We start from the raw sequence: 26,720 nt of genomic DNA, 5'->3' as shown, positions 1-26,720 counted from the left end.
AGAATAGCTTGGACAAACTGTTACTATTTTCAATAGAATAAAATATCCCCACCATTTTGGTGAGGATTATTCTTTCTCTTTTGTTTACTCGACTTTATTTAATTGGAGAAGGGAATCTTGCAGCTTCAAAATGTGAGCCGTCTTCCGAAGGACTTAAAACTCCGTCTATGCTACTTTGTGCATAAACCTCAACTTGATCTCCTTCATTCAATTGAATAATCGTCGAAACACTTACTACATTTCCAAAACCTATTGGACCGAAAAAGTCATTATCTATAGCTATTGCTGCGTTTCCATTTACACGAATTTCTACACGAGCTCTATAATTTAAGCTAGGATCGTTTGGAAAGAAACCAATCGTTCCAATAATAGAGTAAACTCCTCTAGTCTTCGGAATAAAAATAGACGTTACTGGATTATACTCATTTGCTAAATCAAATTGTTCATTTTGGAACAATACCTTTACAAAAGTATTGGCAGGAACCGTTTGATTCACCGTATTTCTAGCTCTAAATGCAGATGCCCTAACAAGCTTCTCCTCGTTGGCATTACACTTACTCGTGCTCTTACAACAATCATGCTGTTTCTTTTTATATTCTTTACAATACTTACAGTAGTAATAGCAAGACATACTAGTTCCCCTTTCATGCGTATTACTACATATTATGTAAGGAGGATTCGCACTGTTTGGACGAGCTATTGTTTTAGCACTATACTTATCGCCTATTTATATACACTTGAGAGGAAAATATATTAATAAAAACACAACCTAGATGTATAGTGCAATCCATTCAAATTTAATGGATTCTTCTCTTAGCTATTTTACTTTCAATACAAAAAAGAGCGAATCTACATTCGCTCTTTTTTTATGGCCCAAAGCTTATCATCCAACCTAACATAAACCCAAATACAGAAAATAGCAGCATAAAAACAAATAAACTACATGCCCACAATGCATATTTTCGACTTTTGCTTTTTGTGATCATCCCTACGACTGAGCACACCACTCCAATACCAACTATTTGCAGAAAACCTTTACCTATAAATGTTTCTTGAATAAGCAATATAATGTTCAAATACAATAACGCTAGAAAGGCAATAATTAATGAAATAGTCCCCATCCATGTTTCCTGTTTATAAATATGATTCTTTCTTTTTTTTAAGAATGCCAATTCCATAACCTCGCTTCACCTACTTTCAATTTTCTAACTTTTTCGTGGCTCATCAATTTTTCAACTTCTACTTTAGGCCCAGTTACAACTGCCCCGTATGTTTTTACCCCATTTTTTTCAAGGAAAGAAATACGCTTTGACAACTCTAATACTTTCGCTCTAGATAGCTTCACTGCTAAACTTTCATGCTTCTGTAATGACTTTAAAACATCAATAAATTGTTCCTCATGAGGTGAATCACTTTCAAAAGCACCACTTGGCCTTGAAATCATATCTGCTGGGAAGCCAATCGGGGCTACATACATACCCTCATCATTCATTTGCTTCTCCTCTAATCCTGTATTAACGGCATACCAAACGATATCAATAGTAGGAAACATATCCGTTACCTCTTGTACACTTAATAATTCTCTAAAAGATACAAATGCTTCTACAACAGATTCTTGCGGAAGACCCTTTAATACCTGCGCTTCTTCGCTACTATTATAGGACGCATTATAATTATTAGGATGAGACAATACTTCGTTATCTATATACGGGATTTCTGGAATTTTCTCATCTGTTGTATATTCACGGCTTACTTTCGTTGCTCTACTTAATACATAATCTGTTTTCTCTTCTCCTATTCGAATATCTTTCTTTCCTACCCTTTTATACAAATCAAAATGCAATTGCAAACTAAGCGGTAGCAATGTTTGCTCCATGTCCCTATCTTTCAAAAATACATTTGGTTCTGTTACACTTAACGTTTGATTTACTACATTCCGTATCTCCATTGCGCTTATAGGTGCCACTGTATAATATAAGAGTGTAGATAAATATAAAATAGGTTGAATAAGTAGTAAAAAAGTAAATACAATCAAAACATTCGTAATACGCGCTCTTTTTTTACCTATTTTCAACACTTGCTCCTGTTTTCCATCTGGAAGTGAAGCCGGTCTTTCATGAAGAGCTTCTTGTAACAATTCTTTATAATCATCTTGTTCAGAATGAGGTTTATCATTTGTCATTTTGACTCTTTTCCTCCTTTAACAATTCTTTTAATCTCTTTCTCCCGCGAAATATGTGACTTTTATACGTATTTAATTTTAAATCTAGTACAGAAGCACCCTCTTCGTACGTTAATTGATGTACGTCACATAATAAAATAGATTGTGCCTCTACCACGGGTAAAGTATGAATACTCTGAATTAACTTTTCATAACTATTTTTTGCGACTACATACTCTTCTGTAGATTCACCTGCTTGTATTGTCTCTAATTCCTCCGTTCCTACAAAGGTTACTTTTTTCTCTTTCCTAACGAAATCAATAAACGTATGATATGCCACTTTAAATAGCCATGATTTTACCTTTTGGTTTTCATAGTCTTCTAAATAAAGATACGCCCGATAAAAAGTCTCCTGCATCAAGTCCTCCGCTACGTGATGGCTACGAGAAAGGGAAAATAAATACCGGTACACATCGTTTATATAAACCTTATATATTTCTTCAATCTCCATCCCCCTCCTCCTTTCATATATAACACGAATAAGCAAATTAAAAAGTTGCATTATTTTTCCTTTATTTCTTTTTTTTAATAAAAAATATTTATACATTTCAATTACTATTTACAATTATAAACAAATATGTGATGTTCTAACTGTAAATATCTTTCAAAAACAGTCAAAAAACGATTCAGATGTTCTCCTACTCTTGTAACTTGATAGTCTTAGGACAATCTGCCTGTACAAAATAACCACAGATAGGACTTCGTTTTTACATCTCGACCAGGTTCGCGTAAATAAATACTTATGTATCCTTTCATACGGAGCCACTAACCATCATTTGTCATGATAAAATAATTCCCACTTTTTCTTTAATTGGTATCATCTCATCAAAAAAACACTTGTAATATGTACGGAGATTATCTCATCGGCTATTTACAAATTGTAGTTGAGAACTATTTGACGCTTACATATATCCCTCTCCATTTGCGGGTAATAAGACTCCAAAAAAAATTTCGGAACATGCAAGAAAGGTAGGTAGGAGCCGGATCGTCCGTATATGTCCAATTGATGAGGACTAATAATCGGTTTGGGATACCTGCCCCCTACTAATTAAACTTTCAATTTATAGATTAAATACAGTTCCATATGGGATAGTAAGAAAAGAACTTCCATACGGTGTGATTTGATGCACTGGGTAAAAATACTCCATAGATGAATAATACGGCTGGATACCTTGTTGCTGCATTTGCATTTGTTGTTGCATTTGTAACGCTTGTTGAACAGCTTGAACTGTACTTTGTGCTCCGCTAAACGTTATTGATGTACCATACGCTGGTCGCATACCTGCTTGGGTAGTAAAATATGAATAAAACATTATTTTCATCTCACTTCCGTATAAGTAATTACAATTTATGTTATGATTTTTTATTTCAGTGGGTGTGGAGAATTAATCTATTAGCTTTTATTAAGTTTAAAAATTTCTATTATCTCTTACACTTTCATATTTCATTTACAAAGTTTATCTACTAATACTAATTTAATTTTCGGAGGGGCATTTCATTTACAAGTTTTCGATAATTACTTTACAAACTAAACAGGTAAAGAATTCACTATTTCTAATTCAATTCGATTACTTTCGGAACTATACAAATGAATTTTCAAGATTATTAAAGGTAAATTATCTATCTATACATCCTCCACAAAATAAAAACACCCTAAACGGATGCTTTATTTTTCACTACTTTTATTGATTAACAATAATTCAATTGTCCTCGTATTTCACCATTAGAATGTTGTACTGTATGAACATTAATATATATGTTTCCAGATATGATTTCATTTACAAGAGTACCTAATGTTTGACCCGCTAACGGCCCGACCAAATCTTCTTGAGTAATCATTCCCGTAAGCGTTGCACACTCTATTGAAACCGGATTTGTTATTGGTCCAAATAAAAAAGCTATCACAGGACCGTTCGTTCCTTTTGCTCCAAGATGCAGATGGGCAGCTGTTACATCCTCTATATTGAATAGATCCAACTTGAATTTTAGGATAAGTTCATCCCGACTTAATTTAAAGAAAGCCTCTCCTCGAGCGTCTGTTTCTACTGGTGGAACTTCATTTCTACCACGTAACTTTGCAAAAAACATATCTATCACTCCTATGCTTTTGTATACTACCAATATATTCATATCCTTTTTATAAGGTGACAAAAAGGCAGCTGTTAGACTATTGAAATTCACTTTATATAATAGATTAATTTATCAATTATATTAAATTTATAAATTAATCTATAACGTTTTTTAATTTTATTCATATACTGTAGTAGATTACTAGAAAGGAGGTGTAAGCATGGAAAGTTGTGTTTTGTTCGTTAATGGACAACCTCTTTTAGTGGTATCAGTTGCTGGAATCGAAATTGCGAGATTAGAACTTTCACTTCAAGTAGCATTGACTTTAATAGCATTAGGGATTCCAATCTGTGCATAAAAGTTAGGTATTTATTAAAAAGAGGGCTTAAGCTCTCTTTTTTATTTTTATCTTTCCTTCACAACAAAAAAAGACGCCACTAAAATCACGGCATCACGTACAATAACTGCTATTTGTTTAATCAGTTCTTCACTAGCAATCCTAATTCATGTAGAATTTCTGAGAACGAGTAGCCATATGCAAAACCTACAATACGAATCCCTGGAATCCATCTATGTTCTAAATTTTCATTGTATGTTTTCTTATAATACTTTAATTTAGAATCTATACTATATTTGTCGTCAATAATTACTTCATCGCTATGAAATCCATCCATTTCAATCTGAACAGCTACGTACTCTGCTCCCTCAATAAAGGCTTTATTATAACACTTTTCTAATTCTTCTAATGTCATTCCCATTATTAATCTCCTTTCCAAATGGGTGTTTTGTTCAATAAAAAAGAGCATCTAGATCAGTAGATGCGAAGATATATAAAAGGTAAACTCTTGGAGTATTTAATAGATTATAAACTGGTTGCTTGTCCTACAATATATTATATGATTTTTATATAAAAATGGTTCATCAAAAAACAAGGTGAAAATTACTCATTGTCATTTTAGAAAATAGTTACATTTTAATTTTTTAAACTAGTCTATCAATCGCTCCCTTCCAACTCCTCATTTTCTTCACGTGTTTGTCCAATTAATGAAATTACGGAACCTACGTTTTGTATCCAACTTCCTGCTATTTCTATCAGCTGTCTTCCTTTATTTTTTCATTCGGTTCGCTATTTACTTGAGTGTTTAAATTTTTTCCATTTATATTACTTTTCCTATAAAACAAAGTAGTTTTTGCAAATAGATGATTTCTTCACTAGAACACTTAATAAATTACTCTTTTATGTTTTAAGTTAATAAAAATATATTTCCATTTTGTTTTCTAGCCTTACTTACACTTCCTGTTAATAACCAAGTATTGATTATACGTCCCATAAGAACGTCTCGATTTTCTAAACATATACTTAGAAGAAAAATATTCCTGAACATCACACAAATACTTACAAATCCTTTAAATGCAGAAGAAAATATAAACTCTTAAAGCATACTTAACGATGATAAAATTTTAAAAAGGAGGTAATTATGAAAAATAATCAAAACTCAAACGATCCGTGCAAAAAATTCCAATTCCCCTGTTTTATTTCTATATCCTCTTGTGATCAAAGTAATTGTTGTACACCTGTTTTTTTCTCATTTTCTCAGCAACAAGAATTATTGTCCCTCATTAACCAATTAAATCAAGCTATCCTTTCTTTCTTTACCACGCCAAATCCGACAACTATACAAATACTCCAATCATCATTACAAGCGTTAAATGATTTAATCATTGCAGTACAACCAAATACTCCAAATAAAAATTTAGTTATACGAACTATCACTCAATTAATCAATTCTTTGCCTACTGCATCTCTTACTCAAATCTCTGCATTATTCCAATTTCTATTCCAAAATTTATCTTCGCTCATTAGTTGTTCCAATATATCGGACCCATTGTTACAACAAACATTCAACTTAATTTTGCAAGGAATATTGAATAGTTCTCTATTAAATATTATCGGAATACCCGGTCCTACTGGAGCGACAGGACCTAGAGGATTTCCAGGACCTAAAGGAACAACTGGTCCTCAAGGTGTGCAAGGTATTCAAGGGCCAGAAGGACCAGAAGGAGCTACTGGACCTCAAGGTGTGCAAGGGCTTCAAGGACCGGAAGGACTTGCAGGAGCTACTGGACCTCAAGGCGTAGAAGGTATTCAAGGCGTGGAAGGACCAGAAGGACCTACGGGACCTCAAGGTGTGCAAGGCATTCAAGGACCGCCTGGACCACCAGGACCCACTGGTTCTGGGACTGGAATGGGAGTTCCTGGACCACCAGGACCTACGGGACCTCAGGGAGTACAAGGCATTCAAGGGCCGGAAGGACCAGAAGGAGCTACTGGACCTCAAGGTGTGCAAGGCATTCAAGGGCCGGAAGGACTCGAAGGGCCGACTGGACCTCAAGGTGTGCAAGGTATGCAAGGACCGGAAGGACCACCAGGGCCGACTGGACCTCAAGGTGTGCAAGGTATGCAAGGACCGGAAGGACCACCAGGGCCGACTGGTGATTGTGAGTGTCCAACAGGACCTACGGGACCGACTGGGCCAACCGGCCCCACTGGACCTGCATGTAATTTCCTTGTTTATGTTACAAACGCAGGAGCCATAGACGATCCCACAGATGATACAGTATCTGTAATCAACACCGGAACAAATACAGTTGTTGCTACAATTACTGTAGATAATGCACCACTTGAAGTAACAGTCTCACCAAATGGAACTCGCGCTTATGTTACTAATATTTTTTCTAATACCGTTTCTGTTATTAATACTGCCACTAATATAGTTGTCGCTACCATCCCTGTTGGATCTAATCCAATCGGTGTAGCTGTTACTCCAAATAACACAACTGTTTATGTTGGAAATCACGGTAATAATACGGTTTCTGTTATAAATGCTGCTACTAACACAGTTGTTGCTACCATTCCCGTTGGCAACGCTCCGCAAGGAATCACTGTTTCTCCAAATGGAACCTTTGCATATGTTGCAAACGAATTAAGCAACAATATTTCTGTTATTAATACTGCTACTAATACAGTTAGTGCTACCATTTCTGTTGGCATTCGTCCTAGAATAATCGTCTTTACACTAGATGGTACTCGTGCGTATGTCACAAATCAAAACAGCAATACTGTTTCTGTTATTGACACCGCTACTAATTCCGTAATTAATACAATTAACGTAGGTACTGAACCGGTTGGTATAGATATTACACCTGATGGCACACGTATTTACGTTGTAAATAAAGTTAGTAATAATGTATCAGTAATAAGCGTGGCGACAAATACTGTAATTAATACAATTCCTGTTGCCTTATCCCCGGATCAAGTAACCATCATACCAGATGGCACTCTCGCCTACGTTACAAACCAAGGTAGCAATACTGTTTCTGTTATCAATACTGCTACAAATACGGTAATAGATACGGTTCCAGTAGGTGTTGCTCCAACTGGTATAGCAACTGGAACTATTTGTGAATAAAAAAAACAGAGAGCCAAAAATATATGTCTCTCTGTTTTTTTGCGTTCCTTAAAAACTTCATATTCATAGCCCCCCTTGTATGAAATGAAGTAACCGATTAACTTTACGAACTTGAAAAACAGTCACAAATTATCGATATCACTCTCTAATCATATTTTCTAATCTTCTAAAATTCTTTTACAAAATAAAAAAGCAGCTGTTAAGCTACTTTACATTCGTTTTATCCCCAAGTGAAATGATATATATATTCTCCCGTTACCCTTTGATTAATCCCATTAATTCTAGCAAACCTCATTAAGTCCGCCCCTTGAAGAAAATACATCGCAAGCATTACTGGCACTTGTGACCACATAAACTGATAAAGCTCCTCGACTCTCAAGTTTGTCGAAACAATTAAATCATTTACAGGTCCTTGATTCCATACAGAAGTTCTAACTGAAATAAACGGAATATCCTTCCCATTAACCACTATTCTTGCCATGCTTTGAGTTATGTCCACATCAATTCCCTCCATCATTACAAAAATCGGACCTGTGTATTTACCCCTTTGGTTATAAATATTCTTGACTTTCATAAATGACTAAGGCAAACCTCTATTTTTCGCTTCTATTCAAATGAATTTATTTATTACAGTAAAAAACAAATGAAATTTTAGTATTACTCTCCCTCAACTTCCGTATTATTTAAATATTCCATACCCTTGTTCACTTTAAAAATTTGGTATGCAAAATTGCATATCTTATTATCTCAATATCACTTTATTAACTAAAATTTGATAGAACTTCATTTGAATCACCTGACAAATCAGCATTTGTAATTTAATTCCTTATTTAAAATTCCACCTTATTATTTTTAAACACTATATTCAAATAATTATATTGGAATTTATTGTTGTATACACATCTATCTTTTTCATGTATTATATACGAGAAGAGTAAGGTAAGAGTTACTCTTTGCCATTTTAGGAAAGGTCCTGTTGGAAACAACAGGACCTTTTTTCGTATAATTGCATTTTCGTTTATTTCCGACTTATAACCATTTTATTATTTATCAAAAACACTATGCTCACGTAACACACATCTGTAAATCAATAAATATGCAGGCGCTTTATAAAGAAAATAAAAAAGTACATTATTCGTCATTTTAACGATAGCGCGCTTCACTCATCTTCTTTATTTGCTTTCTTTAATTTTTCATTCTCTTCTTTCTGGGCTTTCTGCACTGCTTTTAAAAACCCTTCCAATGCTTTTTTCGTATTATTATCATTTAGTCGGTGTAGATCCATTCCAGTTTCCTCCTCTTAGAAAGTATTCCATGCATACCAAGCTCAATAAGAAATACAAAAGCCACAGCACTCACGCACCGTGGCTGAATATATAAAATGAATTGGTATTTTCGTCTTTTTTGCGAATCAGCTTTACAATTGCCATTGTGTATGAACATCGGTTTTTCTAACATCTAGTTCACCGCCTTAAAAATGCAGGATTTCCCTTTCCAATATCGAATTAGTAATGTTTGGAAAGGGGGTGTAACATGGCGGAAATTAAAGTGGGACTTACACAATTTTTAGACTTCACACTGAAAAGTAGTGCAGCAAAAACAAATTTTGTAAAGAATCTAAAATCTCAACCTGAATATCACCCGGTTTTTGATTACTGGAAACAATTACGAGAAACTGTTATTAAATTTCATAAAAACGAACTACCTTTTGAATGTTTTGAAACATTAGTACAAACTGTTGACCAGAAGAAAAAGCAAAACTACATTGATGTTATAAAGCAATACAAAAAATTTATTAAAAACAAAAATGTCTCTTGGTTCGATCCAGGTAAATCACATTGGTTATCAGATAATTTAATCGTCCGCTCATCACCTGAACTCGGTTTGCTCATTAATGATGAGCCGCATCTTATTAAACTGTTTTTCAAAGGAAAAAAAGAGCGAATTGATAAATATAACATCAACTCAACACTGACATTATTAAATGAATCAACATTTTCAAATGAATATAACGATGTGAATTATACGGTCCTTAACATCCAAAAGAACAGAATGTATACGAATAACTCTATTAATAATGATCATTTAATAGCTCTTGAATCAGAAGCCCACCAGCTTTGTTATTTATGGAATAAGGTGTAAATGGGTATATGTATCTATTTCAATACCTTGTTCATGCGTAATTTGGGCACAATTTTCACAAATCCAATTCGTTTCTTTTAAGTGACGCTCACCTTCTTGTTTCTCACAAACAATGCAAGGTGGGCGTTTTTATTTCTTTACCCATTTCAACACCCTAATTTCCTCTCTTGTTAGTCACGCTTCTTTCACCAACATTACTTTATTTGGTTGTGATTATTGCTGGAACTCAGCTAACGCCGCCCTAACCTCTTCTCTCACAACTTCACGAATAAGTTCTTATAACGATTCCTCTAAATTCATATATTAATCCCCTACATCTTTTTTTGAATTTCCTACTTGTTATTTAATTCACTCATAAAATTTATGAGTAATGATCATCCACCATTTATCTTCTCTAAGTATCGGAAAGAGATTGGTTGTTTTATCCGACATTACAGGCGCTTCATAAACATCTGAGGAAAAGAACGTTATAGCGATGGCTATCATGAATACAATTTGATCTACCCTACTTATAATAGTAACCTTACAATTCAGAAGTTTGACACAACCCTAGAAAAAGCTTATAAAGAAAAGTGAGGTTCCTAATATTCGTTTCTAGTTTCTAAGGTATACATCCGAAGATCATTAGCGAACGTTTAGGACTTAACAGAGTAGGTATCACATTGGACAATTACTTCCATGTTGTACCAGGACTTCAAGAAACTGCGGTGGATCAATTTGCAAACGAATTATTCAGAAAGAAAACTCTCGTTAGAATTTCGTTAGAAGTTTTCAGTTCACAGCAAATACACCAACTAAATAACCCAAAATATTGATAGTGAAAAAGGAGAAAAAACATGAAAGAAATCAAATCTGAACAGGAATTCAAAGACATCATCGCAAGCGAGGAGCCAGTAGTTGTTAAGTTCTTTACTACATGGTGCCCAGATTGCGTTCGTATGGACAACTTTATCGGAGATGTAATGGAAGAGTTCAATAAGTTTGAATGGTATTCTATTAATAAAGATGAGTTCCCTAGTATCGCTGAAGAGTATCAAGTAATGGGTATTCCAAGTTTACTTGTATATCAAAATGGTGAGAAGCTAGGCCACTTACATAGTGCTAATGCAAAAACTGAAGAGCAAGTTACTGAGTTTTTAGAAGCATACTAAGATTAAAACCCTCTGAAAAATAATTTCTAGAGGGTTTTAATCTTTTTTCACAATTATCTTTCGAAGTTGTTTCGTCATTTCTTCAGAAGTGTAATAAACAGTGTCTTCATGGCCAATGTACATAATTACACTCCTTTCCCCTTCATCTCCGAGGTATAAATGTATACCTTTCGTATCACTATTTTCATATGTAATTAGTAAATCGTATTGTGGTATTTCACCTCTTCTCTTTTGTTTTTTCATGCCATTAACCATATTATTAATTCCATTGATTATTTGTTTGTCTTCTATGTTTAGAAAATAATTTTCATTTAATCCACCGTAGCCATTAAAAGTAGATATGGATACTTTAGAAATATTATGTTCCTTCACATTTTCGATATATGATGAATTACACCCAGTCATTATAAGAACAATACATAGTAAGAAAAATAATAGTTTTTTCATCCTCTTACCCTCCTACCTTTTAATTGTAAATAAATTCCAATTGATTTCACACCCTAACTTTGCACTTTACAACATATTTTTCCTTCACGAAACTTTGTTATCCCCTTCTTAAAAACCTAAAAAACGTCAACAATGTTTGTATAGACCCACACGAGTTTCGTTTGGTACTCTATTTATAGAAAGAAATTCCTTGTAGAAAGGTGAGTGATTAAAATGGATACTCTTTCTCATAAAGAAGCTGATAAAGGTGCTATTGTCAGCATTATGGCCTACATATTTTTATCCTCTATGAAAATCATCATCAGTTATATTACCCTCTCTAGCGCATTACGTGCTGACGGTTTAAATAACTTAACGGATATCGGTGCTTCTTTAGCGATATTAATTGGTCTAAAAATCTCTCGTAAACCTCGTGATCCAGATCATCCTTATGGGCATTCACGCGCAGAACAAATTGCATCACTTGTTGCTTCTTTTATTATGGCAACGGTCGGTTTAGAAGTTGTTATTAGTGCCATTCAATCTTTTTTTAATCCGAAACAAGCAGCGCCTAATGTACTTGCTGCATGGGTAGCCTTATTTTCTGCTGTCGTTATGTACTTTGTGTATTTGTATACGAAAAAGATTGCAGCGCGCACAAAAAGCAAATCATTAGAAGCCGCTGCAAAGGATAATTTATCAGATGCACTCGTAAGTATCGGTACAGTAGTAGGTATTGTCGGTTCGCAGTTCCAAATGCCTATTTTAGATCCTATTGCCGCTTTAATTGTCGGCCTTATTATTTGTAAAACTGCATGGGAGATTTTCGTAGAAGCTTCTCATATGTTAACGGATGGAATCGATCCAGATAAGATGGAAGAATACGCTGGTGCTATTGAACATATTGGTGGCGTGGAAAACATCGTAGATATTCGCGCTCGTATGTACGGTAATCAAACGTACGTTGATATTACAATTGAAGTAGATGCTCGTATAGATGTTGGTGAAAGTCATTGTATTACTGATAACATCGAGGCTATGCTCCGGAAAAAGTTTGGCATTTACCATGCACACATTCATGTTGAACCAATGGAAAAAGAACCTATTATGACATAGGTTCTTTTTTAATGAACGCTTTATGAAATATAACACATAAAACGAGCCAGCTACCGCCAGCTGCCCATCCTGCTAATATGTCAGATGGATAGTGAACGCCAAGATATATTCGGCTAACTGAAATAGATAATACAACAAAGCTCGCTATAAAAATAATCAACAATTTTTTATGCAATGTAATACGTTCTTCTGTAATTGTGACGTATGCAATAAATCCTAAAAAAGCAGTAGCATTCATCGTATGACCGCTCGGAAAACTATATCCAGTTGCAGTAACAAGCTGCGTTACATCAGGTCTTGCTCGTTCGTACCATAGTTTAAGCATACTGTTTAAATAACGAGATCCATAATAATTAATTGTTAGAAGTAATGCACTAAGTAACTTTTTTCTAACGAGAAAATACATTACAAGAATGATGAGTAACGGAAAATATATTCTTTTGGAACCGATAAAAGACACCCAAGTAAAGTAGGCTGTCAAGTAATCGTTTCGAAAGCTTTGAATAAAATGCGCGACTATATTGTCAAATTTCTCAATACAAGCGGTATGATACGAAAGTGATAATACGACAAAACAAATGAGTAGCGTAAAACTTAACAAGTATAAATGTCGATATCGTTTCACATACATAACCTCACTATGCAAAAAAATGGAGCGGTTGTTTTAGTTTTCCTCTCCATCTCTTTTTTATGCATAGTTTATTAAAAAATATAATTGTTAATTTTTTCTTGCATTGTTGGAATATCTTCGTTCGTTACTGTAAAGCGAACCACTTTCTCGTCAAGATCAAGCGCTTCCGCAAATAAACCTGCTAATCCGCGAGATTTTCTGTCTACTTCCATAATAATTTCTAAGCGATCGTAAGCGCTTGGTAAGATTAATAATTCTAGTTCATCTAATTTCCCATAATACTCTCCGGAAACAGGAACAAACTCAAATTCTTGTGCAAACGGAACTTGCTTACGTAATCGATACGGTAATTCTTCACATTCTATATGACGCGCTTTAAAACCTAATTGATTTACACTCTCTAACACACTATTTAATAGTGCATTAGGCAACACTTGAATGTAATCACGATCACTTGGATCTATACTGCGTTTAATATCAAGACCTGTATGTACCCAAACGGTTTTCATTCCAAGTGTAAGCGGCGTTTCAACTGGCATTATAAATGAAAATGGAATTTCTTTTTTTTCATTCGGCTCAACAGAAAAAGGTTCTGTTAAACGAACTCGCTCTAAATCATATGTTGCTGTTACTTTTTTATCATCCACTTCTCGTACATACGACGTCGATAACGTTAAGTAAATGCTTTCAATTTGTTGGCTAACTGAACCACCAGTTATATGAACCTTCCCTAGCATTTCTTCTCCAACAATATACTCATCTTTTTCAAGAACTGTATCTACTTTTGCATTACCAATACCAACACTTGCTAAAAACTTTTGAAACACGGAACCTCCATCCTTTCTAAAGCAAAAGCTATATCTTTTTTTAAATCTTGTACATTCTCATAGTACGGCGTTTTTATTTGTAACATTCGCATAAGCATCTCACGGTTATAATTTTCCAAAGTTAATTCGTCATACCATGGTTTTTCATGTTTTTCATTAGATTCATAGCCTGCATATAATAAAAATAACGAGAAATGACCAAGCGCATAAAAATCGCTACGAAACTGAACTTCTCGCATCAAAGCTTGTTCACCTTCATAAGTTGTAGCTCGTTCATCACCCTCACCCTTCAATTTAGCTAATCCAAAATCAATAATACTAATTTGGTTTTCTTTCATTAATATGTTTGGAATGCGTAAATCTCGGTGAATAATACCTTTACTATGAAACACCGATACAATTTCTAATATTTCATATAAAATTTTTAAAACTTCACGTTCTGTATATGCATGCCCATCTAAGAAAATATAATCTTCGAAATTTTTACCAGGCATATATTCCATCACGAAAAAGCTTTTTTTCTCCCATACGAAATGATCATATAAACTAGGAATTGCATGATGATTTAATGTTTGTAAAATCATTTTCTCTTGTTCAAATGATTTTCTACCAGACTCATATCTTTGTTTACTCTGTCTTAATTGTTTTAAGACTTTATATCTATTTATTTGTAAGTCATTAACGACATATGTAACCCCATAACTGCCCATTCCAATTACTGATTCAATTTTATAACGTTCTGCAACGATTGTATTTTTTCGCAGTGGTCTATCAAATAAAGCTAGTATACGACGCCATTTCATCAACTACTTGAAAAGAAGCTACGACTTTTACGTTTTCTTTTATAATGCTGATGCCCATAACCAGATGAACGTCGTTTATAATCGCTACTTGAATAAGAGCGACCTCTATGGCGATAATCACTACTAGAATACGAACGATTTTTTTTCCTACCTAATAAAGAATCAATAATTTTTTTGAACATCCCTTCACCTCTTGAGTAAAATTTTCTTTTAATTATACCAATAATTTCCGACTATATTTGTGACAAGTTTGTAAAGAGTAAAAAACGACGAGTTAAGCCCGCCGTTACTTTCACTCATCCTCTTCATCAAAAACTTCATCAATCATACATTTCTCTAATAAATACTCAAATGTAATATCTGCGAGATCTTCAATTTCTTCTCGTTTTGGGACGTACCCTCTTTCAATTAGTTGCTCATAAAAAAACTCCGCAATCTCTTCCGTATCAATTACGACCTCAATTTCCTTCATGAGCATCACTCCTTTATTTCTGTTTTATGAAAAAATCTCAAAATTATGTATATGAGATTAGAAAAATAGTTTTTCTTTTTTTATAGGTCATATCCTTTGGACGAGATGCATACGATGGTAGTACAAGCTATCAAAAAGGGGGATTTAATTATGGAATACCAATATGAGGTAGAACAAGAAGTAGGGCAAACAAAAGAAGAGTTCATGCATGAAGATCAATGGGCAGACTCTCTTATTAAATGGCTTTTTATTTTTTTAATAATTGTAGGCATACCTTATACTGCATATGTTGTTGTTCAATTCATTCTCTCTTTCTAGTTAACTATTTTTTCTCTGTCAATTTAACTAAATAATTATGAACAACATCCATAACAATTTTGTATTCTTCATCTTTAAATGTATCGAATAACAATTGATAATCGTTATAAATATCAAGTAATCCATCAATGATCTCTTGACGATTTGTCTTAACACTCACTTTTTTTGAGTTGTTAATTGACTTTAATTTTCCTAAATCTAATTTATTCATACCAGCTTTATCTTGTTTCATTTTCTTCAAAATTGCATTTGCCGTTTGAGCATTAGCAAGTAACGTTAAATCTGATTCATCCGCTTCTAACCATTCACCATCCGTAATTCGTGACAATTCGTATATAGTATCTTCCCATGCGTCATTTTTATATCTCCATACTTCTGTACGAAAACCAACAATTCGAAACACATCTTTATCGTATCCTGTTACTTGCACGAGATCACCAAATGTGAAATTATAATTTAATTCAATCCACTCAGTTTCACCTTTTTTCATATCTTGCTCTGAAACGTGCTGCAACGTTTGCTCTACGTAAAACCCATCGTGATTATTGACTTCGTAAACGTAAACTCCATCTAAAACCTTCATATTTGTGATTTTACCAACGGTTCCATATAGCGTAATCACGACTATGTCCCCTACGTTATATTTAGGTTGCTTTTTTCTCGCCATCTATATCTCTCCTTTTTTTAACGTCGTGATTTTGATAACAGTATATGCAACCTACATAAAAACGCTTATCACAGAAGCGTATATTCATAAATTTTTTCAATAAAAAATATCACCGTATAAAAAAATTATTTACAACGTAAAAAAAGCTAGCAAATAGACTAGCTTCACGTCAAAAATTTCATATAGTTCTTATCTCTCTTGTATGTATAAATCCCAAGCTTCATCAAATATAGACATACTTTCTAGCAATCCACTTAACTCTAAGTATGAACTAATTTCATCATAATCTTCAGATTGCTTTGGAAAGCTTAAATCATCATACATTGCTTCTGCTAAATTCGATACTTCATTACTAAATAAAGCTGCACGATACTTCATCATATAGTGGTAAAATGGCTTTTTCAAAAATATTCCCTACCTTTCTAACTTGGATACATTATACAAGGCAAAAAAGAAAAAAACCAGCATAAAAGCTGGTTAAAAGTCGAAATAATTTCTTTTTAATAGACGTGGTCTTCCCATTAATTCTTCATATGTTAGTTGCTTTGGTAAATCTTTCGTATAAATTAGAAACAATTGATCTTCTATTTCTTTCACTGTTTGATCTGCTTGATAGTCCATACCACATGAGGAACAAGAAATGCATGGTGTCTCTTGGATTTCAATGGCTTTCGTACCATCTGGTAATTCCCAATATACAGTATTCAAGCTTTCTTTCGCTTCTGTACTGTCACACCACATACAATTCATACTGCATCACCCTCATTTTTTTTGTCGTTTTCTTCTAATTTAGCCATTTGAGATTGATACTTTTTATCTTTAAGTTGATCACGCTTATCACGTTTATCTTTTAGTGATGCATGAGTGTCATTACCTTCATAGTCTTTACGACGGCTCATACGCTGTAAATCGTCTGGAACAAGGTTAAATTTCTTATCACTCATAAGACCTGCGATACCAACATCTGAACGTTTTTCTTCGTAGTTTGGATAGATTTCTTTAAAGTACCCTTCTGCTCTTCCTGGGATATAGCTCTCTGGCTCTGGATACGTTGTAATAACACCTTCAAAGTTACGAAGCACAACTTTATCTGCACTTTGCGAAATTAAATAGTTTGGTTGAAGCGCAATTTTTCCGCCGCCTCCTGGTGCATCTACAACGAATGTTGGAACCGCATAACCAGATGTATGACCACGTAAACCTTCAATAATTTCAAGACCTTTAGATACTGGTGCACGGAAATGACCAATACCTTCAGATAAGTCACATTGATAAATGTAGTATGGGCGTACACGAATTTTTACTAAGTCATGCATAAGTTTTTTCATAATTGGAACGCTGTCGTTAATACCAGCTAAAATTACTGCTTGGTTTCCAATTGGAACACCAGCATTCGCTAGCATTTCACATGCTTTTTTCGATTCCTCTGTAATTTCAATAGAAGTATTGAAATGTGTATTTAACCATACTGGATGGTATTTTTTAATAATGTTACATAAGTTTTCTGTAATACGTTGTGGGAATACTACCGGCGCTCTCGTTCCGATACGAATAATCTCGACATGCGGAATCTCTCGTAAATTTTTTAATACATATTCTAAAATTTTATCGTTAATAAGAAGACCGTCACCACCAGAAATTAAAACATCTCGTACTTGTGGTGTATCACGAATGTAACCAATTGCATCATCTAATTGTTTCTTCGGCACACCCATTCCAATTTGTCCACTAAAACGACGTCGTGTACAGTAACGACAATACATAGAACATTGATTCGTTACTAAGAACAATACGCGGTCTGGATAACGATGTGTTAGCCCTGGAACTGGTGAATCTTCATCTTCATGAAGCGGATCTTCTAAATCATATTTTGTTTTATATAACTCTTCCGAGATCGGTACAGATTGCATCCGAATCGGACAGCGTGGGTCATCAGGATTCATTAGCCAAGCATAGTACGGTGTAATATTTAACGGGATCGTTTTTGTTGAAATTTTAACGCCTTCTTCTTCTTCAGGTATTAAATTAATCACTTTCTTTAAGTCATCCAAAGTTTTGATCGTATTCGTTAATTGCCAAACCCAGTCATTCCATTGCTCTTCAGTAACATCCTTCCACAACTCGATATCCTTCCAGTGACGATTTGGTTTGTATACATCATGTAACATTGCTATTCCCCCTTTTTATACGCTCATCCTTTATATAAGCAATAGTTATGCCAACTTTACATTATTGATAAGTAAATGTATGGAGAACGCTATTACATAAACAAAAAAATATTTGTAAGCACTGTATGAAATCCATACATACTATCATATTCATTACTTTTTATATATGTAAACACGCTTTTATTGGTGCAAACACACAAAAACCGCCAATTATTCGGCGGTTTTGTCGTACTTACTCAATTTATATTGAAGCGTTTGGCGAGGGATACCTAACATTTTTGCAGCTTGTAATATATTCCCTTCCGTTTCAATTAACGCTTGATCTATTAATTCCTTTTCCGTTTGATGAAGTGCTTCTCTAAGTGGCAATATGCTCTTCTTCTTTGGCAGATCCTCTTTCCGAAATGTACGCGGTAAACAATTGGCTGTTAATGTATCCCCTTCTGCAATAATGACAGCATGTTCAATCGTATGTTTTAGCTCACGAACATTGCCAGGCCATTGATAAGCTTGTAGTCTTTCTTTCGCTTCCTTATCCATTTGAAGTACACCTTTTTTATAACTTTTATTATATTCGTTCAAAAAATAAGACGCTAATAATAATACATCCTCAGTTCTTTCACGTAGCGGCGGAATATATAATGAAAAGACATTTAATCGATAATATAAATCAGTACGAATTTTATTCTCTCTTAAACATACTTCTGGTGGCTGATTCATTGCGGTAATAACGCGAACATCTACTTTTCTCGTCTTATTATCACCAATTCGACGAATTACACCATCTTCTAACACACGTAGCATTTTCGCTTGTAAATCGAGAGGCATTGAATTCAGTTCGTCTAAAAACAATGTCCCACCATCTACAAGTTCAAATAACCCCGCTCGTTCAATTGCCCCGGTATAGCTACCTTTCGTCGTTCCGAACAATAAACTTTCTAATAGCGACTCTGGCAAAGCTGCGCAGTTTTGTGCAATAAATGGCTTGTTCTTCCGTTTAGAATCTTCATGAATCGCTTGTACAAATAACTCTTTCCCTGTTCCTGTTTCCCCATATATTAAAACATTTGCATCAGTTGGCGCTACTTTTTGTGCTAATTCTTTCGTCTGTTTAAATCGAGCATCATCCGTCACGATCGTCTCAAATGCAACATGCTTTTTAATTGCTTTTTTTCTAGATGACCGCTTTATTTTTGACTGCAAATCTACAATTGTATCCGTAAGTTTTTGAACTGTGGAATAATCCTTAGCAATTTCAACAGCTCCAGCAATATTTCCATCTATAAAAATAGGTAACGTCGTATTTACTGTACAAATGTCTTCCCCATTTAAATTTTGATAATGCTGAACTTGATGAACGATTGGTTTTTTTGTATCTAACACTTTCATTAACGTACTTGTTTCCCTAGATAAAGAAGGAAACGCTTCTAACAAATGTTTTCCTAACACTTTTTCAATTTTTGACCCATCGTGTTTTGCAGCTACAGTATTATAGAAAATTGTAATACCATTTTCATCTACTGCGTGTATAGCCTCATCAATACTGCCCAAAATCGCTTCAATGACTTCTTGTGTCGAAACTGCTAGCAATGTCATCCCCCCTTTTGCCGAAAATCCAGCAATAACATGCCGAATTTCCGGCATACCTATATGCGATTATAAGCATGACGATTCCGTTCTATTTTTTATACCGTACTATTTAGACAAATCTTTCACCCATATATTCATATCTTCCAGCTTATCGAAAATGTAGCAATTGTTCGCCAGTCTTCCTGTATACGTATAACCTAACTGATGAAAGGCCGCATTCATTCCGAAAGAAAGCGATCGAGCAATTGTATAGGAGCAGAAAATCGATTTTTCTTGCAGTTCTTCTTCTAACTTAATTAGTAAACTTTTCATAAACCCATGTTTACGATATTCGGGTAAAGTAGCACAATTCGTTAATTCTGCATTTCCTTCTTTTATATTCATTTCTGCAGATGCTGTACTAATTATTTTCCCCTCGAATTCATACACATAGTATATTGTATCGTCTTCTTTCATCGTTTGTTTTACATAACTCGCTTCGTTTAAAGGCGTCGGATAAACTTCAAATACTTCTCCAAAGACAGCTGCTAATTCTTCCGCATCCTCTTCTGTCGCTTTTCTTAATAAAAATTTCTCTGGGACTATTTTTTCCTTTACTTCTTTTGCTTTAACACCACTTAAAATGGTATCTTCCTCAGCCCAATGAATACTATTTCGCCTTTCATCATTAATAAATTTCACGAAGAAGTATGCATCGTGACCTTGAAAATAATGCGGTATTGTTGCTTCCAATAAAAAACCGAAAGAGAGCCATGTAGAAACATGCTCTCCCTTTCCTTTAATAATACATTTAGTGAAAGAATGCTTCTCTGCTAATTCGTCAATTGTTTGGATAATCCTCTCAATATTTCCTGTGTAGTGGTCTACTCGAATACGTTTATTAAAATAGTCTAAAACGCCTTCTACTGTATAGCCATTCGTCTGTTCTCTAAAAGATTCATAGTATTTCATTTTTTCACCTCACACCAATCTAGTAATGTACATGCAATAATTTTTGCGGCAGCTATCATTTTATCAACTTCTATATATTCGTTTGGATAATGTGCTACTTTCGTCTCTCCTGGACCAAATACTATCGTTGGTACGTTAGCGATTTGTGTAAATAAACCTCCATCAGTCCCCCATGGAGATGCTTCAATAACCGGTTCATTCCCTTCGATTTCAACAAAATTATGCTCGAGTGTCGTAATTAACTCATGATTTTCTTCTAGTTCGCCAGGAACCCATCTTGCTCCAAACCATTCTACTTCTACAGGATTTTCAACAAACCAATTGTCCACATTATTTAATTCAGCAATCCAATTCTCGAACTCTTCTTTTGCTGCCTCTATAGTCTCATTCGGCGCAATACCACATCTTCCTTCTAAATTTAATGAATCAGGAACAGAACTTGGCCAGCTCCCACCTTCAATTTTCCCAATATTAATTGGAATTGGAATCGGGATTCCTTTAAATAACGGGTCTGTAATTCGGTCATTTCTCTTCACTTCCAATTTTCTCAAATGATCTACAACAAACATACTTTTTTCAATTGCACTTACTCCTTCATAACGCGTTCCACCGTGCGCTGCTTTGCCTTTCACATGTAGACGAAACCACATGGACCCTTGTTGTTTCGGGAAAAACTTCATATTTGTTGGTTCTGGAATAATGACACCATCTGCTTTATATCCTCGTAATATAGTCGCTAATGTTCCTGCCCCGCCGCTTTCTTCTTCAATTACACTTTGAAAATAAATATCTCCTTTTAAGTCAATACCAGATTCAATAATGGCTTCCATCGCAAGCATCAGTGCGACATTACCACCTTTCATATCCGTTGTTCCACGACCATATATACGATTCCCTATTTGCTCACCACTATAAGGGTGATGATCCCACTGATTCACATCTCCTTCTGGTACGACATCAATATGTCCATTTAATATCATAGATTTCCCGTCGCCACTTCCTTTTAAAGTTGCCACTATGTTCGGGCTATCTGAAAAACTTGTACGCGGTGATACAAAATAAGGATGATCTTTCATTTTAGAAAATGAAGGTTCCCAAATATCAAGATCTAAACCTAGCTCACGTAATTTTTCAATCACAATTGCCTGCGCACCACTTTCATCACCAGATACGCTTTTTTCTTGAATTAATCGTTTTAAAAATTTTACGCTTTCCTCTTCATGATTCTCGATATAATTACAAATTTTCTTTTTTAATTGCTCCATATATTACATCTCCCCTCATTCGATTACTAGTAAGTTAGAGCCAATTTTAAAATCAGCTTCTGTATGTTGTTTTATATCTTCCACTGTGTATGGGCTCATTAATTCTTGTAAAACGAGTCCACCCTGTGTCACTTCCATAACTGCCATATCCGTAATAATTAAATCTACACATTTCTTTGAAGTTAATGGTAATGTACACTCCGAAACAATTTTTGCATTTCCATATTTATCAACATGATTCATCACAACAACGACCCGCTTCGCTTTTTGTGCCAAATCCATCGCTCCCCCAATACCTGGAACGCGTTTTCCTGGTACAATCCAGTTCGCTAAATCACCATTCTCACTTACTTGTAATGATCCAAGAATTGTTATGTCTAGTAAACCTTTTCGAATCATCCCAAAAGCTGTACAACTATCAAAATAACTTGCTCCTGTAATAAGAGAAGTCGGTAAACCTGCTGCATTACATAAATTTTCGTCTTCATTCCCTTTGCTTGGCGTAGGTCCCATACCTACAATTCCATTTTCCGCATGAAACATAACGTTTATATCGTCAGGAAGATGATTCGGTACAAGCGATGGTATACCAATACCTAAATTTACAATCATACCATTTTGTATTTCTTTCGCCGCGCGTCTAGCAATCTTATCTCTCACTTCTACGCCCATACCCATTTCCAATTCACTCCTTCCGACGGTACGATATAATTTACAAATGCTCCTGGGACAACAATTTCTTCTGGATCTAAACTTCCAAGTGGAACGATTTCTTCTGCTTCTACAATCGTTATATCACCTGCCATAGCTACGTGAGGATTCATATTACGCGCGCTTTTATCAAACACAAGATTACCAAACGGATCCGCTTTTTTCGCATATACAATTGCAACCTCAGCAGTTAATGCTGTTTCAACTAAATATGTCTTGCCATTCATTTCAACTGTACGTTTTCCCTCTTCTACAATCGTATCAACACCTACATCAACTAATACGCCTCCAAGTCCTACACCACCAGCGCGAATACGCTCTGCTAATGTTCCTTGAGGAGAAAACTCGATTTGTAACCGCCCTTCATTTAGCTGTCTTCCTGCATTTGGATTTGAACCAATATGTGAAGTAATTAATGATTTCACTCTTTCATTCGTAACAAGACGACCAATTCCTACATCAGGAAATCCCGTGTCATTTCCTATTAAATTTAAATTTGTAACTCCTTTTTCTAAAATCGCCTGTATTAAAGATGGAGGGGATCCAATCCCCCCAAATCCCCCAAACATTAATGTCATATCATCGTGGAACAAAGAAAGTACTTCCTCTATCTCTTTTAATTTATCGAATGTATTCGTAATAGTTGTCATGCGATACTATGCCCTCCTTTTTGCATCATTTCTTCTACACTTTTTGCAAAAATTGAAAGTAATTCATCTAACTCGGAATATGTAGTTGTCATCGGCGGTGCTACAAGCAGTGCACTATCTTCTTTTCCTGCTTGCCCTGAAACAGCTTGGTATAAAAGAAGACCATTTTTAGCTGCAACCGAGATAAGTTCCGACGCTTTTGTAAACGGTTGCAATTCTACTCCGATCAGCAACCCTTTTCCGCGCACATCAGCAATGATTGTCGATTGTTGCTGAACTTTCTGTAGTCCTTTTATTAAATACTCTCCCTTTTCTGCTGTTTTTTCAGGTAGATTATGTTTCTCCATATATTCAATAACAGCTAGAGCTGTTGCTGCAGATAATGGATTTGCACTTAACGTATGCCCACTCATTACAGAACGCGACCCACGTAAAATTGGCTCCATAACACGGTCACTTACAATCGTCGCTGCCATCGGTGTATATCCAGCTCCTAAACCTTTACCAAGAGTCATAATATCCGGTTCTACACCCCAATGCTCCATCGCAAACCATGCGCCAGTACGACCAAGCCCTGTCATTACTTCATCAGCAATAAATAAAATATCGTAATGACTACAAATATCTTTAATGACTTTATAATATTCTTTCGGCGGAACGACTGCGCCTCCAGCTGCTCCGATAATCGGTTCAGCGATAAAAGCTGCGATATGTTCTGCACCAATTCTTTCAATAGATCTTTCTAGTTCAGTCGCACAAGCAAGCTGACAAGTTGGATATACCTTTTGCACCGGACATCTAAAACAATATGGAGCTGGAATAGTTGGATAATCTTCTAAAATTGACACGAAACGTTGTCTGCGCAGTGGATGCCCAGACATTGATAAGGCCCCCATCGTAATACCGTGATAACTCATCCATCGTGACAAAATTTTATGCTTCCCTTGAATACCTCGCTCTTGAAAATGCTGGATTGCAATTTTCATAGCTGTTTCATTTGCTTCCGTACCACTATTCACAAAAAAGCTCCAGTTCAAATCTCCTACACTTAAATCGCTTAATTTCTTCGCTAATTTTTCAGCTGGTTCACTCGTAAACTGTGATCTATAAACGAAAGCAATCTCCTCTGCTTGCTTTTTTATAACATCTGCAATCTCCTTTACGCCATGCCCAATACCTGCCGTAATTGCCCCTGATGAGCCATCAAAATATTTATTTCCGTTTTGATCATACAAATACACACCTTTTCCATGTGAAATCATTGGATACGGCTGACCAACAAGTGGTTTAATTAAGTAATCGCGCATAGCGCTCCCCCATTTCTCCAATTTGTATATATATATGAAGAAAATTGACGTTTCTTTCATAAAAAAGAACCCTCTGCGAAAGCAGTGATTTTATCAAAAAACTATTATAAAATATACAAATGAGTGCTAAATATTAATTTCAAAAACAGAAAATTCAGAACTTAAATTAAAGACCAACCCTTATCTATACGCTCGAATAACCCTCCTTTATATAAAATAAACGCTTCACTACATACTTTCTCAACATAATATCAGCTTCCTTCAATTGCCGACATTGTGTAAACTTCGACGAAACTCCCTTTAAACTCCTTCCTATTCTCCTACTTTATATTGCATATTTTCAAACAAATATCGACAATTAATCCCACTAAATGCATAGCAATTATTTTTATATAAACCAATGTTTCACATACATTCTCCTCCGTTTTATACAATAAAAAAAGAACCGATTAACCACATTAATCAGTTCGGCACGACGCTCTTTTATCGGTTAATACTGCCACTTGCTAACGTAAATAGAAAAAATAATGTTACAAATTCAAAAGTCATCCTACATCCTAAAGTACAAAATCGTCCATAACTCCACTCACAATTCCTTTTGGGATATCCCCATCCCAATATTTCATTCCTTTCCTTATATTTAAACTACCTTTCCTTTATAATTTATGTAGGACAATTATCACTTTGTATGTGTATTTGCCCATTATTAAAAAAATCCCTAGTTTCCTAAGGATTTTTGGACATGTTTTCGATATGTTACTTCATACGCTCTTAAGGTTTTTTATTTCGAAATATACATTGTAATCGGTACATCATCATCCAACATAGATGATATATTGCTGTATACTCTAGAAAATTATAAGGCTCTTTCGCCTAAAAAACACTTATCCATAAGCAATACTCTTTATTAATTTTCAACTTTTCTCCTTCAAAAAACAATTTTTTCGCATAACCTCTTTCTTGTTAAGCATATAGTTTTAATGATGACAAAGGAGGAATATTCATGTCTCAATCTGAAATCGAAAAATATGGACAAGAAGCTGCACGTTACGAACAGCTCGCTCGTTACTATCAATTTAAAAATCCGAAAAAATATGTAGAACTATATATGGAATATTACGATGCGATTACGAAACTTGTACAGGCGTATGAAAAAAGAGATTCACAAGAAGCTGCTTTACCGTCACACATACGTTTTTTTCACTCTGCTTCAAATACACCTGCGGTTGACATTTTAGTAAACGGGCAAAAGGTTATTAAAAATATTTCATTTAAACAATTTAGTCCCTATTTAACATTAGTGCAAGGTAAATACCGTATAGATATCGTCCCTGTTGGAAATGAAACTCCCATCTTTTCAGCTTTAGTACCAATAATGGGGAATCACACTTATACTTTTGCCGCAATAAATAGTGACAATCATCTACAATTACAACCTATGCTTGATAATACACATTTACCAGCTGGTCAAGCAAAAATACGCTTTGCACATTTTTCTCCAGATACCCCTGTTGTAAATATAGATTTAAAAGGTGGAGATCATTTATTTGAAAATGTACTCTTTAAACAAATAACAGATTTTTTGGAAGTTAGTCCTGGTACAGCAGATATTGAAGTTTCACTCGCCGATAATCCCAGCGTCTTACTAACTATACCGAATTTCAAAGTCGAACCGAACATCGTATATACAATTTCACTTTTAGGTTATTCAACTAAAGATCCTAAATTAGAAGCCGTTATACTTACGAATTAAAACAGTCTACA

At 34.9% G+C, this 26,720-nt stretch carries 32 protein-coding genes and 2 pseudogenes; 8 read left to right on the top strand and 26 right to left on the bottom strand.

Annotated features, from left to right (window positions below; translation table 11 throughout):
* Positions 1 to 94 precede the first annotated feature (94 nt).
* The 6 genes from J0835_RS11245 to J0835_RS11220 form a co-directional block, all read right to left on the bottom strand.
* A complete protein-coding gene (locus J0835_RS11245; RefSeq protein ID WP_087980338.1) occupies positions 95 to 631 on the bottom strand; it encodes a C1q-like domain-containing protein in 537 nt (178 codons plus the stop codon).
* Between the two features lie 235 nt (positions 632 to 866).
* Positions 867 to 1,178, bottom strand: a complete 312-nt coding sequence (locus J0835_RS11240) for a hypothetical protein (RefSeq protein WP_060488664.1) — start codon at positions 1,176 to 1,178, stop codon at positions 867 to 869.
* Entirely contained in the window at positions 1,160 to 2,182 is a 1,023-nt protein-coding gene (locus J0835_RS11235) for an anti-sigma factor (protein WP_087980336.1), read from the bottom strand. The genes J0835_RS11240 and J0835_RS11235 overlap by 19 nt, the downstream gene beginning before the upstream one ends.
* Positions 2,172 to 2,672, bottom strand: coding sequence for a sigma-70 family RNA polymerase sigma factor (locus J0835_RS11230; RefSeq protein WP_087980335.1), 501 nt, complete (start codon positions 2,670 to 2,672; stop codon positions 2,172 to 2,174). The genes J0835_RS11235 and J0835_RS11230 overlap by 11 nt, the downstream gene beginning before the upstream one ends.
* Positions 2,673 to 3,282: 610 nt before the next feature.
* Complete coding sequence (locus tag J0835_RS11225; protein ID WP_000500107.1) at positions 3,283 to 3,534, bottom strand: DUF3947 family protein; 252 nt, start codon at positions 3,532 to 3,534, stop codon at positions 3,283 to 3,285.
* A 376-nt stretch (positions 3,535 to 3,910) separates the two neighbouring features.
* Positions 3,911 to 4,309, bottom strand: coding sequence for a CHRD domain-containing protein (locus tag J0835_RS11220; RefSeq protein WP_087980334.1), 399 nt, complete (start codon positions 4,307 to 4,309; stop codon positions 3,911 to 3,913).
* Between the two features lie 202 nt (positions 4,310 to 4,511).
* Here J0835_RS11220 and J0835_RS11215 point away from each other — a divergent pair, with 202 nt between their 5' ends.
* Positions 4,512 to 4,649, top strand: a complete 138-nt coding sequence (locus tag J0835_RS11215) for a DUF3956 family protein (RefSeq protein WP_000443219.1) — start codon at positions 4,512 to 4,514, stop codon at positions 4,647 to 4,649.
* Between the two features lie 121 nt (positions 4,650 to 4,770).
* On the opposite strand, the gene J0835_RS11210 is transcribed toward J0835_RS11215, so the two are convergent.
* Both J0835_RS11210 and J0835_RS29195 read right to left on the bottom strand, forming a co-directional pair.
* Entirely contained in the window at positions 4,771 to 5,049 is a 279-nt protein-coding gene (locus J0835_RS11210) for a hypothetical protein (RefSeq protein WP_087980333.1), read from the bottom strand.
* A gap of 236 nt (positions 5,050 to 5,285) precedes the next feature.
* Positions 5,286 to 5,437, bottom strand: a pseudogene (locus J0835_RS29195) (DUF6944 family repetitive protein); the annotation flags it as partial.
* Positions 5,438 to 5,769: 332 nt separating this feature from the next.
* On the opposite strand from J0835_RS29195, the gene J0835_RS11205 reads away from it, so the two are divergent.
* Positions 5,770 to 7,761, top strand: a complete 1,992-nt coding sequence (locus J0835_RS11205; protein ID WP_087980332.1) for a collagen-like repeat preface domain-containing protein — start codon at positions 5,770 to 5,772, stop codon at positions 7,759 to 7,761.
* 220 nt (positions 7,762 to 7,981) lie between these two features.
* Here the strand turns inward: J0835_RS11205 and J0835_RS11200 are convergent, their stop codons facing one another.
* Entirely contained in the window at positions 7,982 to 8,335 is a 354-nt protein-coding gene (locus J0835_RS11200; protein WP_087980331.1) for a hypothetical protein, read from the bottom strand.
* Positions 8,336 to 8,920: 585 nt separating this feature from the next.
* The gene (locus J0835_RS11195) at positions 8,921 to 9,046 is read right to left on the bottom strand and encodes a hypothetical protein (protein ID WP_254913034.1); all 126 of its coding nucleotides are present in this window, start codon (positions 9,044 to 9,046) and stop codon (positions 8,921 to 8,923) included.
* Between the two features lie 248 nt (positions 9,047 to 9,294).
* Here J0835_RS11195 and J0835_RS11190 point away from each other — a divergent pair, with 248 nt between their 5' ends.
* The 3 genes and pseudogenes from J0835_RS11190 to J0835_RS11175 all read left to right on the top strand — a co-directional run bounded on the left by J0835_RS11190 (position 9,295) and on the right by J0835_RS11175 (position 11,054).
* Positions 9,295 to 9,903 (top strand): hypothetical protein, encoded by a 609-nt coding sequence (locus J0835_RS11190; RefSeq protein WP_087980329.1) that lies wholly within the window; start codon positions 9,295 to 9,297, stop codon positions 9,901 to 9,903.
* A gap of 459 nt (positions 9,904 to 10,362) precedes the next feature.
* Positions 10,363 to 10,643, top strand: a pseudogene (locus J0835_RS11180) (site-specific integrase); the annotation flags it as partial.
* Positions 10,644 to 10,739: 96 nt separating this feature from the next.
* Positions 10,740 to 11,054 carry a thioredoxin family protein gene (locus J0835_RS11175; RefSeq protein ID WP_000658777.1) on the top strand — a complete coding sequence of 105 codons (315 nt, stop codon included), beginning with the start codon at positions 10,740 to 10,742 and terminating at the stop codon, positions 11,052 to 11,054.
* Positions 11,055 to 11,090: 36 nt separating this feature from the next.
* Here J0835_RS11175 and J0835_RS11170 read toward each other — a convergent pair whose 3' ends face one another.
* A complete protein-coding gene (locus J0835_RS11170) occupies positions 11,091 to 11,501 on the bottom strand; it encodes a hypothetical protein (RefSeq protein WP_087980327.1) in 411 nt (136 codons plus the stop codon).
* A 213-nt stretch (positions 11,502 to 11,714) separates the two neighbouring features.
* Here J0835_RS11170 and J0835_RS11165 point away from each other — a divergent pair, with 213 nt between their 5' ends.
* Entirely contained in the window at positions 11,715 to 12,596 is an 882-nt protein-coding gene (locus J0835_RS11165) for a cation diffusion facilitator family transporter (RefSeq protein ID WP_140386742.1), read from the top strand.
* Here the strand turns inward: J0835_RS11165 and J0835_RS11160 are convergent.
* The 5 genes from J0835_RS11160 to J0835_RS11140 form a co-directional block, all read right to left on the bottom strand.
* Positions 12,586 to 13,221: a phosphatase PAP2 family protein gene (locus tag J0835_RS11160; RefSeq protein ID WP_000833364.1), complete on the bottom strand. Its 636-nt coding sequence runs from the start codon at positions 13,219 to 13,221 to the stop codon at positions 12,586 to 12,588. The two genes, J0835_RS11165 and J0835_RS11160, sit on opposite strands and share 11 nt — an antisense overlap.
* Positions 13,222 to 13,298: 77 nt before the next feature.
* Entirely contained in the window at positions 13,299 to 14,054 is a 756-nt protein-coding gene (locus tag J0835_RS11155; protein ID WP_087980325.1) for a sporulation protein, read from the bottom strand.
* Positions 14,036 to 14,857, bottom strand: a complete 822-nt coding sequence (locus J0835_RS11150) for a serine/threonine protein kinase (protein ID WP_087980324.1) — start codon at positions 14,855 to 14,857, stop codon at positions 14,036 to 14,038. The genes J0835_RS11155 and J0835_RS11150 overlap by 19 nt, the downstream gene beginning before the upstream one ends.
* On the bottom strand, positions 14,857 to 15,039 hold the full coding sequence (locus tag J0835_RS11145) for a hypothetical protein (RefSeq protein ID WP_000473373.1): 183 nt from the start codon (positions 15,037 to 15,039) through the stop codon (positions 14,857 to 14,859). The genes J0835_RS11150 and J0835_RS11145 overlap by 1 nt, the downstream gene beginning before the upstream one ends.
* 110 nt (positions 15,040 to 15,149) lie before the next feature.
* The gene (locus J0835_RS11140; RefSeq protein ID WP_000658451.1) at positions 15,150 to 15,329 is read right to left on the bottom strand and encodes a YozD family protein; all 180 of its coding nucleotides are present in this window, start codon (positions 15,327 to 15,329) and stop codon (positions 15,150 to 15,152) included.
* A 150-nt stretch (positions 15,330 to 15,479) separates the two neighbouring features.
* On the opposite strand from J0835_RS11140, the gene J0835_RS11135 reads away from it, so the two are divergent.
* Entirely contained in the window at positions 15,480 to 15,647 is a 168-nt protein-coding gene (locus J0835_RS11135; protein WP_000456535.1) for a DUF3930 family protein, read from the top strand.
* A gap of 4 nt (positions 15,648 to 15,651) precedes the next feature.
* On the opposite strand, the gene J0835_RS11130 is transcribed toward J0835_RS11135, so the two are convergent.
* From J0835_RS11130 to J0835_RS11085, 10 genes are all read right to left on the bottom strand, one after another.
* On the bottom strand, positions 15,652 to 16,314 hold the full coding sequence (locus tag J0835_RS11130) for a hypothetical protein (protein WP_000101496.1): 663 nt from the start codon (positions 16,312 to 16,314) through the stop codon (positions 15,652 to 15,654).
* A 189-nt stretch (positions 16,315 to 16,503) separates the two neighbouring features.
* Positions 16,504 to 16,719, bottom strand: a complete 216-nt coding sequence (locus J0835_RS11125; RefSeq protein WP_087980323.1) for a YozE family protein — start codon at positions 16,717 to 16,719, stop codon at positions 16,504 to 16,506.
* A gap of 72 nt (positions 16,720 to 16,791) precedes the next feature.
* Positions 16,792 to 17,064: a YokU family protein gene (locus J0835_RS11120; RefSeq protein WP_000995761.1), complete on the bottom strand. Its 273-nt coding sequence runs from the start codon at positions 17,062 to 17,064 to the stop codon at positions 16,792 to 16,794.
* Positions 17,061 to 18,482 carry a lysine 2,3-aminomutase gene (gene ablA / locus J0835_RS11115; RefSeq protein WP_076537487.1) on the bottom strand — a complete coding sequence of 474 codons (1,422 nt, stop codon included), beginning with the start codon at positions 18,480 to 18,482 and terminating at the stop codon, positions 17,061 to 17,063. Before ablA ends, J0835_RS11120 begins: the two co-directional genes overlap by 4 nt.
* Before the next feature lie 210 nt (positions 18,483 to 18,692).
* The gene (gene rocR, locus J0835_RS11110; protein WP_087980322.1) at positions 18,693 to 20,078 is read right to left on the bottom strand and encodes an arginine utilization transcriptional regulator RocR; all 1,386 of its coding nucleotides are present in this window, start codon (positions 20,076 to 20,078) and stop codon (positions 18,693 to 18,695) included.
* A gap of 99 nt (positions 20,079 to 20,177) precedes the next feature.
* Positions 20,178 to 21,023 carry a putative beta-lysine N-acetyltransferase gene (ablB, locus tag J0835_RS11105; RefSeq protein WP_064477329.1) on the bottom strand — a complete coding sequence of 282 codons (846 nt, stop codon included), beginning with the start codon at positions 21,021 to 21,023 and terminating at the stop codon, positions 20,178 to 20,180.
* Complete coding sequence (locus tag J0835_RS11100; RefSeq protein WP_087980321.1) at positions 21,020 to 22,288, bottom strand: peptidase; 1,269 nt, start codon at positions 22,286 to 22,288, stop codon at positions 21,020 to 21,022. Before J0835_RS11100 ends, ablB begins: the two co-directional genes overlap by 4 nt.
* 15 nt (positions 22,289 to 22,303) lie before the next feature.
* Entirely contained in the window at positions 22,304 to 22,966 is a 663-nt protein-coding gene (locus tag J0835_RS11095) for a CoA transferase subunit B (protein ID WP_087980320.1), read from the bottom strand.
* Positions 22,951 to 23,649, bottom strand: coding sequence for an acetate CoA-transferase subunit alpha (gene atoD / locus J0835_RS11090; RefSeq protein ID WP_087980319.1), 699 nt, complete (start codon positions 23,647 to 23,649; stop codon positions 22,951 to 22,953). The genes J0835_RS11095 and atoD overlap by 16 nt, the downstream gene beginning before the upstream one ends.
* Positions 23,646 to 24,956, bottom strand: coding sequence for an aspartate aminotransferase family protein (locus J0835_RS11085; RefSeq protein ID WP_001205889.1), 1,311 nt, complete (start codon positions 24,954 to 24,956; stop codon positions 23,646 to 23,648). The genes atoD and J0835_RS11085 overlap by 4 nt, the downstream gene beginning before the upstream one ends.
* 1,003 nt (positions 24,957 to 25,959) lie before the next feature.
* Between J0835_RS11085 and J0835_RS11080 the strand changes: the two genes are divergently transcribed.
* A complete protein-coding gene (locus tag J0835_RS11080) occupies positions 25,960 to 26,709 on the top strand; it encodes a DUF4397 domain-containing protein (protein WP_087980318.1) in 750 nt (249 codons plus the stop codon).
* Positions 26,710 to 26,720 lie beyond the last annotated feature (11 nt).

It is taken from the genome of Bacillus cereus group sp. Sample62 (assembly GCF_036851315.1).
Classification (GTDB): domain Bacteria; phylum Bacillota; class Bacilli; order Bacillales; family Bacillaceae_G; genus Bacillus_A; species Bacillus_A wiedmannii.
Note: the sequence above shows the minus strand (reverse complement) of the source record. Positions and strands in the feature narration are given on the sequence as shown.

Coding starts and splice junctions, on each gene's coding strand:
- J0835_RS11195 (WP_254913034.1), bottom strand. CDS start 9,046: ATGGATCTACACCGACTAAATGATAATAATACGAAAAAAGCATTGGAA.
- J0835_RS11210 (WP_087980333.1), bottom strand. CDS start 5,049: ATGGGAATGACATTAGAAGAATTAGAAAAGTGTTATAATAAAGCCTTT.
- J0835_RS11080 (WP_087980318.1), top strand. CDS start 25,960: ATGTCTCAATCTGAAATCGAAAAATATGGACAAGAAGCTGCACGTTAC.
- J0835_RS11235 (WP_087980336.1), bottom strand. CDS start 2,182: ATGACAAATGATAAACCTCATTCTGAACAAGATGATTATAAAGAATTG.
- J0835_RS11145 (WP_000473373.1), bottom strand. CDS start 15,039: ATGTTCAAAAAAATTATTGATTCTTTATTAGGTAGGAAAAAAAATCGT.
- J0835_RS11200 (WP_087980331.1), bottom strand. CDS start 8,335: ATGAAAGTCAAGAATATTTATAACCAAAGGGGTAAATACACAGGTCCG.
- J0835_RS11095 (WP_087980320.1), bottom strand. CDS start 22,966: ATGGGTATGGGCGTAGAAGTGAGAGATAAGATTGCTAGACGCGCGGCG.
- J0835_RS11175 (WP_000658777.1), top strand. CDS start 10,740: ATGAAAGAAATCAAATCTGAACAGGAATTCAAAGACATCATCGCAAGC.
- J0835_RS11190 (WP_087980329.1), top strand. CDS start 9,295: ATGGCGGAAATTAAAGTGGGACTTACACAATTTTTAGACTTCACACTG.
- J0835_RS11130 (WP_000101496.1), bottom strand. CDS start 16,314: ATGGCGAGAAAAAAGCAACCTAAATATAACGTAGGGGACATAGTCGTG.
- J0835_RS11165 (WP_140386742.1), top strand. CDS start 11,715: ATGGATACTCTTTCTCATAAAGAAGCTGATAAAGGTGCTATTGTCAGC.
- J0835_RS11140 (WP_000658451.1), bottom strand. CDS start 15,329: ATGAAGGAAATTGAGGTCGTAATTGATACGGAAGAGATTGCGGAGTTT.
- J0835_RS11245 (WP_087980338.1), bottom strand. CDS start 631: ATGTCTTGCTATTACTACTGTAAGTATTGTAAAGAATATAAAAAGAAA.
- J0835_RS11150 (WP_087980324.1), bottom strand. CDS start 14,857: ATGAAATGGCGTCGTATACTAGCTTTATTTGATAGACCACTGCGAAAA.
- J0835_RS11215 (WP_000443219.1), top strand. CDS start 4,512: ATGGAAAGTTGTGTTTTGTTCGTTAATGGACAACCTCTTTTAGTGGTA.
- J0835_RS11100 (WP_087980321.1), bottom strand. CDS start 22,288: ATGGAGCAATTAAAAAAGAAAATTTGTAATTATATCGAGAATCATGAA.
- atoD (WP_087980319.1), bottom strand. CDS start 23,649: ATGACAACTATTACGAATACATTCGATAAATTAAAAGAGATAGAGGAA.
- J0835_RS11205 (WP_087980332.1), top strand. CDS start 5,770: ATGAAAAATAATCAAAACTCAAACGATCCGTGCAAAAAATTCCAATTC.
- J0835_RS11225 (WP_000500107.1), bottom strand. CDS start 3,534: ATGTTTTATTCATATTTTACTACCCAAGCAGGTATGCGACCAGCGTAT.
- J0835_RS11120 (WP_000995761.1), bottom strand. CDS start 17,064: ATGAATTGTATGTGGTGTGACAGTACAGAAGCGAAAGAAAGCTTGAAT.
- J0835_RS11085 (WP_001205889.1), bottom strand. CDS start 24,956: ATGCGCGATTACTTAATTAAACCACTTGTTGGTCAGCCGTATCCAATG.
- J0835_RS11220 (WP_087980334.1), bottom strand. CDS start 4,309: ATGTTTTTTGCAAAGTTACGTGGTAGAAATGAAGTTCCACCAGTAGAA.
- J0835_RS11170 (WP_087980327.1), bottom strand. CDS start 11,501: ATGAAAAAACTATTATTTTTCTTACTATGTATTGTTCTTATAATGACT.
- J0835_RS11240 (WP_060488664.1), bottom strand. CDS start 1,178: ATGGAATTGGCATTCTTAAAAAAAAGAAAGAATCATATTTATAAACAG.
- J0835_RS11230 (WP_087980335.1), bottom strand. CDS start 2,672: ATGGAGATTGAAGAAATATATAAGGTTTATATAAACGATGTGTACCGG.
- ablA (WP_076537487.1), bottom strand. CDS start 18,482: ATGTTACATGATGTATACAAACCAAATCGTCACTGGAAGGATATCGAG.
- rocR (WP_087980322.1), bottom strand. CDS start 20,078: ATGACATTGCTAGCAGTTTCGACACAAGAAGTCATTGAAGCGATTTTG.
- J0835_RS11135 (WP_000456535.1), top strand. CDS start 15,480: ATGGAATACCAATATGAGGTAGAACAAGAAGTAGGGCAAACAAAAGAA.
- ablB (WP_064477329.1), bottom strand. CDS start 21,023: ATGAAATACTATGAATCTTTTAGAGAACAGACGAATGGCTATACAGTA.